This window comes from Patiriisocius hiemis (assembly GCF_031846325.1).
Taxonomy (GTDB): Bacteria; Bacteroidota; Bacteroidia; order Flavobacteriales; family Flavobacteriaceae; genus Patiriisocius_A; species Patiriisocius_A hiemis.
In genome coordinates this window covers 844,873-857,130 of the sequence record NZ_JAVRHZ010000001.1, presented here as the reverse complement: position 1 = coordinate 857,130, position 12,258 = coordinate 844,873, and the positions used below count along the sequence as shown (strand labels likewise).

Annotated in this window: 13 protein-coding genes; all 13 read left to right on the top strand. The window is 33.7% G+C overall.

All coding sequences use genetic code 11. The annotated features are described in order from the left end of the window. The first annotated feature begins 1 nt into the window (after position 1). The 13 genes from prmC to RM538_RS04010 all read left to right on the top strand — a co-directional run bounded on the left by prmC (position 2) and on the right by RM538_RS04010 (position 12,220). The gene (prmC, locus tag RM538_RS04070; protein ID WP_311332116.1) at positions 2 to 856 is read left to right on the top strand and encodes a peptide chain release factor N(5)-glutamine methyltransferase; all 855 of its coding nucleotides are present in this window, start codon (positions 2 to 4) and stop codon (positions 854 to 856) included. Position 857: 1 nt separating this feature from the next. Continuing rightward, entirely contained in the window at positions 858 to 1,451 is a 594-nt protein-coding gene (locus RM538_RS04065; RefSeq protein ID WP_311332115.1) for an LOG family protein, read from the top strand. Between the two features lie 102 nt (positions 1,452 to 1,553). Continuing rightward, positions 1,554 to 2,255 (top strand): aquaporin Z, encoded by a 702-nt coding sequence (gene aqpZ, locus RM538_RS04060; protein ID WP_311332114.1) that lies wholly within the window; start codon positions 1,554 to 1,556, stop codon positions 2,253 to 2,255. 69 nt (positions 2,256 to 2,324) lie between these two features. Continuing rightward, the gene (locus RM538_RS04055; RefSeq protein WP_311332113.1) at positions 2,325 to 2,783 is read left to right on the top strand and encodes a DUF2314 domain-containing protein; all 459 of its coding nucleotides are present in this window, start codon (positions 2,325 to 2,327) and stop codon (positions 2,781 to 2,783) included. Between the two features lie 36 nt (positions 2,784 to 2,819). Continuing rightward, a complete protein-coding gene (ligA, locus tag RM538_RS04050; RefSeq protein ID WP_311332112.1) occupies positions 2,820 to 4,814 on the top strand; it encodes an NAD-dependent DNA ligase LigA in 1,995 nt (664 codons plus the stop codon). Positions 4,815 to 4,867: 53 nt separating this feature from the next. Beyond that, the gene (locus RM538_RS04045) at positions 4,868 to 5,383 is read left to right on the top strand and encodes a DUF6913 domain-containing protein (protein ID WP_311332111.1); all 516 of its coding nucleotides are present in this window, start codon (positions 4,868 to 4,870) and stop codon (positions 5,381 to 5,383) included. Continuing rightward, positions 5,383 to 6,258 (top strand): 4-hydroxy-tetrahydrodipicolinate synthase, encoded by an 876-nt coding sequence (gene dapA, locus RM538_RS04040; protein ID WP_311332110.1) that lies wholly within the window; start codon positions 5,383 to 5,385, stop codon positions 6,256 to 6,258. Before RM538_RS04045 ends, dapA begins: the two co-directional genes overlap by 1 nt. A gap of 108 nt (positions 6,259 to 6,366) precedes the next feature. Continuing rightward, positions 6,367 to 7,182: an outer membrane protein assembly factor BamD gene (locus tag RM538_RS04035; RefSeq protein WP_311332109.1), complete on the top strand. Its 816-nt coding sequence runs from the start codon at positions 6,367 to 6,369 to the stop codon at positions 7,180 to 7,182. 14 nt (positions 7,183 to 7,196) lie between these two features. Next, positions 7,197 to 7,538: a DNA-directed RNA polymerase subunit omega gene (locus RM538_RS04030; RefSeq protein WP_311332108.1), complete on the top strand. Its 342-nt coding sequence runs from the start codon at positions 7,197 to 7,199 to the stop codon at positions 7,536 to 7,538. A 4-nt stretch (positions 7,539 to 7,542) separates the two neighbouring features. Then, positions 7,543 to 8,754, top strand: coding sequence for a bifunctional phosphopantothenoylcysteine decarboxylase/phosphopantothenate--cysteine ligase CoaBC (gene coaBC / locus RM538_RS04025; protein ID WP_311332107.1), 1,212 nt, complete (start codon positions 7,543 to 7,545; stop codon positions 8,752 to 8,754). Next, the gene (gene porD, locus RM538_RS04020) at positions 8,747 to 9,640 is read left to right on the top strand and encodes a type IX secretion system protein PorD (RefSeq protein ID WP_311332106.1); all 894 of its coding nucleotides are present in this window, start codon (positions 8,747 to 8,749) and stop codon (positions 9,638 to 9,640) included. The genes coaBC and porD overlap by 8 nt, the downstream gene beginning before the upstream one ends. A gap of 68 nt (positions 9,641 to 9,708) precedes the next feature. Continuing rightward, positions 9,709 to 11,361: a DNA repair protein RecN gene (gene recN / locus RM538_RS04015; protein WP_311332105.1), complete on the top strand. Its 1,653-nt coding sequence runs from the start codon at positions 9,709 to 9,711 to the stop codon at positions 11,359 to 11,361. Positions 11,362 to 11,401: 40 nt separating this feature from the next. Further along, positions 11,402 to 12,220 (top strand): enoyl-ACP reductase FabI, encoded by an 819-nt coding sequence (locus tag RM538_RS04010; protein WP_311332104.1) that lies wholly within the window; start codon positions 11,402 to 11,404, stop codon positions 12,218 to 12,220. Positions 12,221 to 12,258 lie beyond the last annotated feature (38 nt).

Below are 12,258 nucleotides of genomic sequence, written 5' to 3'. Positions count from 1 at the left end.
TTTGAAAATTACTAATTACAAAAAATACTTTGTTTCACAACTCTCTTCAAGATATCCAACTGAAGAAATTCTTTCTTTTTTTTATATCCTAGCGGAAGTGTTTTTAAACAAGACACGTTTTCAGTTAAGTCTAGATACAAATGCAACCTTAACTGAAATACAACATCAACAATTTGAAAATGGCTTACAACGCCTTAAACAAAACGAACCTATACAATATATCGTAGGAGTAACCGAGTTTTATGGCATTCCTTTTAAAGTGACCCCAGCAACTCTAATCCCTAGACCCGAAACCGAAGAGCTAGTAGATTGGATTCTTAATTCAGAAATCAACATTCAGCATTCAGAATTAAAAATACTGGATATTGGTACAGGTTCGGGTTGTATTGCTATTTCTTTAGCAAAAAACTTGACTACTGCCTCAGTTTCTGCAATTGACTTTTCAAAAGAAGCCTTAACAATTGCAGCTGGTAATGCAAAAAATAATAAAGTTGAAGTTTCATTTCATCAAATAGATGTCTTAGCTACTAATAGTCTGCCAGATAAGTATGATATTATTGTATCTAACCCACCTTATGTTAGAGAACTCGAAAAGAAAATGATGCAAGCCAACGTAACTGAGTATGAACCATCTTCTGCGCTTTTTGTAGAAGATGACAATCCATTTATTTTTTATGAAAAAATTACATATCTGGCAAAAAAGCATTTGACATCCAATGGATTACTATATTTTGAGATTAATGAGTATCTTAGTGAAGAGTTGATGCAGCTTATTGAATCTATAGGATTTTCAGGAGTAATTTGTAAAAAGGATATGTTTGGAAAACCGAGGATGATTCGGTGTAAATTAAAATAAGATGGGAAAAGGTTTACCTAAAATATGTGTTTTTTGCGGTAGTAGTGATGGTAATGACCTGCAAATAACAAAAGCTGCTAAGGAGTTAGCTCAGGTACTTGTTGAAAACAAACAAACGCTTGTCTATGGCGCTGCAAAAATAGGAGTGATGGGGACTATTGCTCAAACTGTTCTGGATGCTAAAGGAGAGGTTATAGGTATTATCCCAGAGTTTCTAAAAAAGAAAGAAGTTGTGCACTTAGGACTAACACAACTAATTACAACTCAAAGTATGCACGAGCGTAAACTAAAAATGCAAGAAATAAGCGATGGTTTTATTGCTTTACCGGGAGGCTTTGGTACACTTGAAGAATTGTTCGAAATTATTACCTGGTTACAACTAGGACTTCATAACAAGCCTATTGGCTTATTAAATGTAAATGGTTTTTATGACCCCTTGCTTGCACTTCTCGAAACCATGGTAAAACGAGGTTTTGTATCTATGGATAATTACCAATTACTACAAGTAGCTACTACATCTAAAGAGCTTTTAGTTAAAATGGAACAATTTAAAAGCCCAAAACAACCCAACTGGTTAAATGAGGATAGATCTTAAACCGATTTATCAATTAGTTAGTAGAAAACACTAAGATTTATAGTCAATAAATTTGTTTAAATTATTACATTTCAGCTTATTAACTATAAATTAAATCATCTTATGAATTCTTCAAAAAAATTTTTCGCAGAGGGACTAGGGACTTTTGCTTTGGTTTTATTTGGTTGTGGAGCAGCAACAATTGCCAGTATTTCTACGTCCGGTCCAGATGGAATTGGGTTATTAGGAATTTCACTTGCTTTTGGTCTATCAGTAGTAGTAATGGCATATACCATAGGGCCTATTTCTGGATGCCACATAAACCCAGCTATCTCAATAGCAATGTTAGTTGCCGGCAAATTATCTATGAAAGATACCATTGGCTATATAATAGCGCAATGTATTGGCGCAATAGGTGCCGCAGGTTTATTGTATTTAATTGCAACCGGTAGTGCGGGATTTGCCATGCCAGAATGGGGTCTAGGCAGTAACGGATGGGGTACAGGATATTTAGGAGAATATAATATGCAATCTGCATTAATTGCAGAGTTTGCATTTACCTTTTTATTTTTACTCGTGATTTTTGGAACTACCGCAAAAAACGCATCTCCTATAATGGCTGGTTTAGCTATTGGTATTTCTTTGGCATTAATTCATATGGTGGCAATACCAATTACGGGAACTTCTGTAAATCCTGCAAGGAGTTTAGGACCTGCTTTATTTGCTGGTGGTATAGCATTAGAACAATTATGGTTGTTTATAGTTGCTCCTGTTGCAGGAGGTGTTTGTGCAGCACTTGTTAGAAATATTTTCTTAGACGATTAAAAAAATTGTGGCTTTTATATTAACCCCACAAGTATATTTCTTGTGGGGTTTTGTTTTTATATTTGTTATATGATACGAGCTCTCTTTTTGTTATTTATTCTTATTTCCTGTAATACTAGTACTAAGAGTAATTATGATACTACTAACGATGTTTTAGAATGGGACAAAGATAATGTTGTAGCTTTGGATAGAAATGATAAAGCCTTAAGAGATTCTAAAACGGTTACTAAGGATTGTCTAGGGGTTTTCAAATCAAAATTTAGAGCCAATAAGGACAGCCTTACTATTTTCTTTGTTAAAGTCAAGGTTTCTGAAAATGAATCTATAGAGCATATCTGGCTTGAAATACTTGAAATTCAGGATAAAAACTCAGTAGGAGTTGTTAGTAATATCCCATATTACTTTAAAAATATTAGTTATTTAGATACCCTAAGTTTTGATATTAATAAAGCTGAAGACATTTCAATACTTCATGAAGATGAATATATTTTTGGTAATTACCTTACAAAGATGCTTGATGAAAAATAATGTCTGTATAACCTCTTCAATTCCACAAAAAAATTAATGAATCCTAAACAAAAAATACAATCTCTTCGAGCTGAATTACGCGAACATAATTATAAGTATTACGTACTAGACACTCCTACAATTTCAGATTACGATTTTGATATAAAATTAAAAGAGTTGCAAGCGCTAGAAGCGGCACATCCAGAGTTTTATGATGCAAATTCACCAACGTTACGTGTAGGAGGAGAGGTGACAAAAAACTTTGAAACAGTTAAACATACCTATCGTATGTACTCGCTAGATAATTCATACTCTAAAGAAGACCTTGAGGATTGGGAAAAACGGATTAAAAAATTAGTAGATGGAGAGGTTTCTTATACTTGCGAATTAAAGTACGATGGTGCCTCGATGAGTCTAACTTATGAAGATGGAAAACTAGTGCGAGCTGTTACAAGGGGAGATGGATTTCAAGGCGATAATGTTACCACTAATGTAAAGACTATAAAGTCAGTTCCGCTTCATTTAAAAGGGGATTACCCTCCAAAGTTTGAAATTAGAGGAGAAATTATTCTTCCTTTTGAAGGCTTTGCAAAGATGAATGAAGAACGAATTCAAGCGGGTGAAGAGCCTTATAGAAATCCAAGAAATACAGCTTCGGGAAGTTTGAAACTTCAAGATAGTAGTGAAGTCGCGAAACGACCTTTAGAATGTCTTTTGTATAGCCTTAAAGGGGAACGCTTACCTATTAAAACTCAATTTGAAAGTCTAGAAAAAGCAAGAAACTGGGGATTTAAAGTGCCTTCTGTAGCAAAACTAGCAAATAGCATTGATGAGGTATTAGAATTTGTGAACTATTGGGATGTACATAGGCATGAACTTCCCTACGAGACAGATGGTGTTGTAATAAAGGTAAATAGTCTTCAACAACAAGAAGAACTAGGATATACTGCTAAGGCACCACGTTGGGCAATGGCGTATAAGTTTAAAGCAGAACAAGTATCCACTATTCTTAACGAGATTACCTACCAAGTTGGTAGAACAGGTGCTATTACACCTGTGGCAAACTTAAAGCCTGTTGAACTTGCAGGAACTATTGTTAAGCGAGCTTCGCTTCATAATGCGGACCAAATAGAAAAATTAGATGTTAGAGAAGGGGATACCGTTTTTGTTGAAAAAGGAGGTGAGATTATTCCAAAAATTATAAGTGTAGATTTTACTAAAAGAAATGTAAACTCTACACCAACTGAGTATAGAAATACATGCCCAGAGTGTGAAACAGAACTTATACGTACTGAAGGCGAAGCACAGCATTATTGCCCTAATGCAATGGGATGTCCACCGCAAATTATAGGTAGGATACAACATTATATTTCCCGAAAAGCCATGGACATTGAAGGACTAGGAGGAGAGACCGTTGCACTTATGGTAAATAAAGGCCTTATTACTAATTACGCAGACTTATATCAAATTACAGTAGAAGATTTATTACCCTTAGACCGAATGGCTCAAAAAAGTGCCGAAAATTTAGTCGCTGGAGTTGAGGCTTCAAAAAATATTGAGTTTGAAAGAGTACTTTTTGCTTTAGGCATTCGATATGTAGGAGAAACAGTTGCAAAAAAGTTGGCTAAGCATTACAAGAGCATAGATGCTTTGATGAATGCTTCAGAGGAAAGCCTTGTTGCTGTTGATGAAATTGGCGACAGGATTGCAGAAAGCGTGGTAGCTTTTTTCGATTCAGAAGAAAATAGAGCAACCATTCAACGTTTAAAAGAACATGGTGTACAGCTAGCAATTTCTGCTGAAAAACTAGCAAACCAAACTGATAAACTTGCAGGTTCTATCTTTGTTGTTTCTGGTGTTTTTACAAAAGTTTCTAGAACCGAACTTAAAAAGCTAATTGAAGATAATGGCGGAAAAGTTTCAAGTTCTATCTCTGGTAAAACTAGTTATGTGGTTGCTGGAGATAATATGGGCCCAAGTAAGCGTACCAAAGCAGAAGGGTTGGGCGTGCCTATTATTAGTGAAGAGGATTTTTTAGAAATGCTATCGTAAACTTCCAATTACTTTGTAAAAACCATATTTTTGTGTGAAATTACCAGAACGGTATGTTTAAAAAAATAAAGCAACGATCTTTAGAAAAACAGACAGAAAAACATCTTGAAAAAAGAGATGATTCACAATTAAACACACCTCTTAAAACTATTGGGTTTTTAATTCATGAAGTTCATTTTAAACAAGGGGATTTGTTTTATGAATTTTACAAAGAACTTACTATTCAACCAAAGGACATAAAGGTTTTTTCGTTTTTGGAATCAAAAAAGAAACTACCATCATTAAAACAAAATCAGGTCTACAATAAAGACTTTACGTGGAATGGTATTTTACAAAATCAAAACGCGAAGGAGTTTTTAAACACCTCTTTTGATGTTTTGGTAGGATATTATAAAAACTCGAATCCCTATCTGGATTATATGGTAGCCAGCAGTAACGCAAAGTTTAAAGTTGGATTAAAAAATTGTAATCCAGATTTGTATGATTTAATTATTGGTGTAGACATAGAAAACATAGCTGATTTTAAAACAGAGTTAATAAAATATTTAATTATTTTAAAAAAGATATAATGAAAGAATTAATAGGTACCGGTGTTGCACTTATCACTCCCTTTTTAGAAGATAAAAGTATTGATGTTGAAGGCTTAAAGCAGGTAGTAAATTACAATGTTGAGAATGGTATCAATTATTTGGTTGTATTAGGTACTACTGCTGAAAGTGCTACCCTAAGTAAAAAAGAAAAAGAACTAGTAATAGCAACTATTGTTGAAGCTAACGCTGGAAGACTTCCATTAGTATTAGGGATTGGAGGTAACAATACACAGGCTATAGTTGAAGAGATTTCTTCAAGAGACCTAAGTGCATTTACTGCTGTTTTATCAGTTTCACCAATGTATAATAAACCAACACAGGAAGGCATTTATCAACACTTTGCTGCAGTTGCAAAAGCAAGCTCTAAGCCTATTGTGTTGTACAACGTACCAGGTAGAACAGCCAGCAATATGCTTCCAGAAACTGTTATTAGATTGGCACATGACTTTGACAACATAGTTGCAATCAAAGAAGCAGCGGGAGATATTGTACAAGCCATGCGTTTAATAGATGGGTGTCCGGATGATTTTTTAGTTATCTCTGGAGATGATATGATTGCTTTACCAATGACCTTGGCAGGAGGAGCTGGTGTAATTTCTGTTATTGGAGAAGGGTTCCCTAAAGAGTTTTCTTCTATGATTAGTTTAGGACTAGAAAAGAAAGTTGAAGATGCCTATAAAATTCATTACAAGATAGCCCCAGCAATAGATTATATTTTTGCTGAAGGAAACCCTGCAGGTATTAAGGCTGTTTTTAAGAAACTTGGGATATGCAATGATACACTTAGATTACCGTTAGTAAATGTTAGCAAGGAATTACAAACTAAGATTGACCAGTATGTAGATAGTTTGTAATTTATTTGAAACAATCTAATCTTAGCTTAGTCTTTACTGTAGAACTTAAGAAATAAGTTTTGTTATCACACTTAATTAAATTACTTTTGCACGATGTTTTTTAACTATATGAGAACAAGTCTATTACTCCTTTTTTGCGCTAGTATTTTTTTAACTTCTTGTAGCGAATACCAGAAGTTATTAAAGAGCGATGATGCAGGTAAAAAATATGCAGCAGCAGATTCGCTTTACAATGCTGGTAAGTACAAGAAAGCATTAAAGTTAATGGAACAAATAGTGCCAGCTTACAGAGGGAAGCCTCAGGCACAACGTCTTATGTATATTTATGCAAATACTTTTTACGAGCTTGGAGATCATTTTCTAGCGGGTTATCAGTTTGAGCGTTTTGCTTTGTCTTACCCACAAAGCGATAGCATTGAAATAGCCACGTTTAAATCTGCTAAGAGTTATTACGAGCTTTCACCAAGGTATTCTTTAGATCAAGAAGAAACAGTAAAAGGACTCGAAAAGCTGCAAGATTTTATAAATAAATTTCCAAATTCAAGTAAAAGACAAGAAGCAAATACTCTAGTAGCCGAATTAAGAGATAAACTAGAAGTTAAAGACCTTGAGATTGCTAAGCAAATGCTTAAAACAGCACAAACTTTTGGAAGTTATAAACCAGCAATCGAGTCATTTGATAATTTTATCACAGATCATCCAGGGTCTAAATATAGAAAAGAAGCATTCTTCGGAAGATTTAACGCGGCATATCAGTTTGCTATAAATAGTATTCCATCTTTAGTAGATGAGCGTCTTGTTGATGCAAAAGAGTATTACAATAGCTTTATGAAATACTATAGTGAAAGTGATTTGAAGGATGATGCAGATGAAATTATTTCAGATATAAACAAAAGATTACAAGAAAAAGAACCTACAAGTTAGATAATACAGGAATTATGAGCGATATTAAAAATAGCGATGCACCTATCAATACTACTACTATTGATAAAAACTTAGTAGATGCACCTACTAACAATATTTACGAAGCAATTTCTATCATTTCAAAAAGAGCTAATCAAATTAATGGCGACATTAAAAAAGAGCTTTTAGAAAAGTTAGATGAGTTTGCAACTTACAATGATAGTTTAGAAGAAATTTTTGAAAACAAAGAACAGATTGAGGTTTCTAAGTTTTATGAAAAACTACCTAAGCCACATGCCCTTGCTGTACAAGAATGGTTAGATGAAAAAATCTACTACCGCAATACACAAGATCAAGAGGATCAAGATTTAGCATAATACAATGTCAGTTTTAAGTGGTAAAAAAGTTTTGCTGGGTGTTACTGCCGGTATTGCCGCTTATAAATCTGCATTTATAGTACGAGAATTTATAAAAAAAGGAGCTGAGGTTAAGGTTGTAATGACACCTTCGGCAAAAGATTTTGTAACACCACTTACACTCTCTACACTCTCTAAAAACGAAGTTTTTTCTTCATTCACTAATGAAGATGATGATAATGCCCAATGGAATAACCATGTTGAGTTAGGACTTTGGGCAGATTTATTTGTGATTGCTCCAGCTACTGCCAATACGCTTTCAAAAATGGCAAATGGAAGTAGTGATAATCTTTTGGTGGCTACTTATCTTTCTGCAAAGTGTACTGTTTTTTATGCTCCTGCAATGGATTTGGATATGTATAAGCATCCTTCTACACTTGCATCTTTTGAAAAACTAGAAAGCTTTGGAAATATTCAAATTCCAGCAGACCATGGAGAATTGGCAAGTGGTTTAGTTGGTAAAGGACGAATGGCAGAACCAGAAGCAATAGTTTCATTTATTGAAAATGAAATTGCTAATCAATTACCGTTAAGAGGAAAAAAAATATTAATTACTGCAGGACCCACTTATGAAGCGATTGACCCAGTTAGATTTATTGGGAATCATTCTAGTGGAAAAATGGGCTACGAAATTGCAGATGCAGCAGCAAATTTAGGTGCTAAGGTTACTTTAGTTAGTGGGCCAAGTAATGTTCAATTAAAAAATGCTTCAGTAAAACTTATACAAGTAACTTCTGCTCAAGAAATGTATGAAGCTACTCATAAGGAATACGAAACCATTGATATTGCAATTTTAAGTGCTGCTGTAGCAGATTATAGGCCTAAATCTGTAGCTTCTCAAAAAATTAAAAAGCACACAGGACTTTTAACTTTAGAGCTAGAGAAAACGCAAGATATACTTGCTTCCTTAGGAGAAAAGAAAGCACATCAATTTTTGGTTGGCTTTGCATTAGAGACTAATAACGAGATTGAAAATGCAAAATCAAAGCTCAAAAAAAAGAATTTAGATTTAATTGTATTAAATTCGCTAAACGACAAAGGTGCAGGATTTAAAGGAGATACTAATAAAGTAACTTTAATAGATAAAGACAATAAAGAGTACCCTTTTAGTGTTAAACCTAAAGCAGAAGTCGCAAAAGATATTTTACAACACATTATAAAACAATTAGATGCGTAATTTATTACTTACCCTTACTTGTATAGTTTTAAGTGTATTTACAGTACACGCACAAGAATTAAATGCCTCTGTGGCAATAGATGCACAGCAAACAGGGCAACCTAATCAGCAAGTCTTTAGAACGCTAGAGCAACAAATAACAGAGTTTTTAAACAATACAAAATGGACAAACGCTAACTTTAAAAACCAAGAGCGTATAGATTGTAATTTTTCTATTATTGTTTCAGAGTATAGTAATGATTTATTTACTGCTACACTACAGGTTCAAGCTTCTAGACCTATTTTTAATTCTACATACGATAGCCCAATTTATAATTACAATGACCGTAATTTCTCTTTTGACTATGTAGAATTTCAGAATTTAAACTTCAATATAAATAATTTTGACTCTAATCTAATTTCTGTTTTAGCATATCATGTATATACTATTATTGGTTTAGATGCAGCTACCTATGAAGAGGGTGGTGGAGACCCATATTTTGAAATTGCAAAACAAATAATAAATACAGCTGCTAGTTCTAATTTTTTAGGTTGGAAAGCTTCAGACGGACAACAATCACGATTTAGATACAACGATATGTTATTATCTAACGTTTATAGAGAGTTTCATCAAGCAATGTATCAATACCACCGTTTAGGACTAGATACTATGGAGAATAACCCTAAAAACTCTAAAATGGCTGTTATTTCTTCTATAGCAACACTTAAAAGGATAAATGATAGACGTCCAAATTCATTTTTATTACGAACCTTTTTTGATACTAAGGCAGACGAAATTCAATCTATCTTTTCTGGAGGACCTCAAGTAAATATTACTGCGCTGGTAAACAACCTAAACCGTATGTCGCCAACCAAAAGAAGTAACTGGCAAGAAATTAAATTTTAAATACTAGTTTTTTACTTGCATTACTTTAAAAAGGCGATTATCTTTTACAAGAATTTTATAACGTCTTTGTGATAACTTCTCTTTCCATAAAAAACTATGCTTTAATAGAAGACATCCAGGTAAATCTTAAACCCGGAATGACTATTATTACTGGAGAAACAGGTGCTGGTAAATCTATTTTATTAGGAGCTCTCTCTTTACTTTTAGGAAAACGAGCAGACCTTTCTAGTGTAAAAGACAGCTCTAAAAAATGTACAATTGAAGGTGAGTTTTCTATAAACACATATAATTTACAAAGTCTTTTTGAAGAAAATGATTTGGATTACGAGTCGCATACTATTTTGCGAAGGGAAATTTTACCAAGTGGAAAATCTAGAGCTTTTATTAATGACACGCCAGTAAGTCTTGCACAAATGCAAGCATTAGGAATACACTTGGTAGATATCCATAGTCAACACGAAACACTTTCAATTACATCTGAAGCCTACCAGCTAGATGTTATTGATGCTTTAGCAAGAAATCAAAGCTTATTAATTGGATATTCTGAAAAGTTAAATGAATATACTTCACTTTCTGAAAAACTTTCGCAATTACAAACCACAAAGTCTGAAGCCACCAAAGAACTTGACTACAATACCTTTTTACATAAAGAATTAGATGAGGCTCAGCTTGATGGTTTAAATCTTAAAGAGCTAGAAGAGACATATGAAACGTTAAACAATGCTGAAGAAATTGAAGCTTCATTATCACAAGTCATTAGTGTATTAGGGCAAGAGCAAATAGGCTCGCTTGAAACTATAAAAGAAATACGTAGCTTATTATCAAAATTGAAGAATTTTAAAGCTAGTTATGCGGAACTCTGGGAACGATTTAATAGTGTGGTGATTGAACTTGAAGATTTAGAAACCACCCTCGAAGAAGAAGTTGGTACAATTGAAGCAGACCCTCAACAATTGTATGCCGCTAATGAAAAGCTACAAACAGTATATAAACTTCAGCAAAAGCACAATCTTGCCACTATTGAAGAATTGATACATTTACGAGACGACTTAGCTTCAAAAATTGATGTCACTCTTCATATTGATGATGAAATTGAAACAATTAAAAATACTTTAGAGAAAGTAAAAAAAGAAACTCAAACTATTGGTGAGAAAATAAGTAAAGCAAGAAAAGAAGCAACCCCTAAGCTGAAGCAAGAATTAGAAACAATTTTAACTTCTTTAGGGTTGCCCAATGCCCAATTTCAATTTGATATAACACCTTCAGAAACCTTCAGAAAAAATGGTACAGACGTACTTACATTATTATTTTCAGCAAATAAAGGAGGTACATTAGGCTCTCTTAAAAAGGTAGCCTCTGGAGGGGAAATGAGTAGAATAATGCTTGCTGTAAAAGCAGTTCTCTCATCATATAAAAAATTACCCACTATTATATTTGATGAAATTGATACCGGTGTTTCTGGTGAAGTTGCTTTAAAAATTGCAGATATCATGGCAGTAATGGGTAATACAATGCAATTGCTAAGTATTACACATTTACCTCAAATAGCTTCTAAAGGTGAACACCATATAAAAGTTTATAAAGAAGATACCGCTCAAAGCACAGTAACTTATTTAAAAGAGTTAACTTTTGACGAGCGACTCGTTGAAATTGCACAAATGATTGGCGGTAAAAACATAACAGATGCAACCCTTGCTAATGCTAGAGAATTACTTAATTAACCGTATATTTACACTCTAAAAACACTAACAAACTAGAACTATGTCTTATAATTTACTAAAAGGGAAAAGAGGAATTATTTTTGGTGCATTGGATGAAAATTCAATTGCTTGGAAAACAGCAGAAAGAGTTCACGAAGAAGGAGGGAAGTTTGTACTTACAAATGCACCTATCGCCATGAGAATGGGACAGATTAATGCTTTAGCTGAGAAAACAGGCTCCGAAATTATTCCTGCTGATGCAACTAATCTTGAGGATTTAGAAAACTTAGTCACTAAATCTGTAGAAATTTTAGGAGGTAAATTAGATTTTGTATTACACTCTATTGGGATGAGTGTTAACGTTCGTAAAGGAAAAGCATATACAGATCAAAACTATGATTGGACACAGAAAGGTTGGGACGTTTCTGCCGTTTCTTTTCATAAAACAATGCAAACATTATATAAAAATGATGCAATGAGTGAGTGGGGAAGTATTGTTGCCTTAACATATATGGCAGCACAAAGAGTGTTCCCAGATTATAATGATATGGCAGATAATAAAGCTTATCTTGAGTCTATTGCACGTAGTTTTGGTTACTTCTTTGGAAAAGAGAAAAAAGTACGTGTAAATACAATCTCACAATCACCAACACCAACTACCGCAGGACAGGGGGTAAAGGGATTTGATGGGTTTATTAATTATGCTGAAAAAATGTCTCCTTTAGGAAACGCTACAGCACTAGATTGTGCAAATTATACTGTAACGCTTTTTAGTGATTTAACTAAGCGAGTTACATTGCAAAACTTATATAATGATGGTGGTTTTTCTAATGTGGGAGTAAGCCAAGAAGTAATAGATGGCTTTTCAACAGATAAGTAATAAATAATAATAAACAATAAATGATGCCCTATTTGCCT

Coding starts and splice junctions, on each gene's coding strand:
- aqpZ (WP_311332114.1), top strand. CDS start 1,554: ATGAATTCTTCAAAAAAATTTTTCGCAGAGGGACTAGGGACTTTTGCT.
- coaBC (WP_311332107.1), top strand. CDS start 7,543: ATGTCAGTTTTAAGTGGTAAAAAAGTTTTGCTGGGTGTTACTGCCGGT.
- RM538_RS04065 (WP_311332115.1), top strand. CDS start 858: ATGGGAAAAGGTTTACCTAAAATATGTGTTTTTTGCGGTAGTAGTGAT.
- RM538_RS04010 (WP_311332104.1), top strand. CDS start 11,402: ATGTCTTATAATTTACTAAAAGGGAAAAGAGGAATTATTTTTGGTGCA.
- dapA (WP_311332110.1), top strand. CDS start 5,383: ATGAAAGAATTAATAGGTACCGGTGTTGCACTTATCACTCCCTTTTTA.
- RM538_RS04035 (WP_311332109.1), top strand. CDS start 6,367: ATGAGAACAAGTCTATTACTCCTTTTTTGCGCTAGTATTTTTTTAACT.
- RM538_RS04030 (WP_311332108.1), top strand. CDS start 7,197: ATGAGCGATATTAAAAATAGCGATGCACCTATCAATACTACTACTATT.
- porD (WP_311332106.1), top strand. CDS start 8,747: ATGCGTAATTTATTACTTACCCTTACTTGTATAGTTTTAAGTGTATTT.
- ligA (WP_311332112.1), top strand. CDS start 2,820: ATGAATCCTAAACAAAAAATACAATCTCTTCGAGCTGAATTACGCGAA.
- RM538_RS04045 (WP_311332111.1), top strand. CDS start 4,868: ATGTTTAAAAAAATAAAGCAACGATCTTTAGAAAAACAGACAGAAAAA.
- RM538_RS04055 (WP_311332113.1), top strand. CDS start 2,325: ATGATACGAGCTCTCTTTTTGTTATTTATTCTTATTTCCTGTAATACT.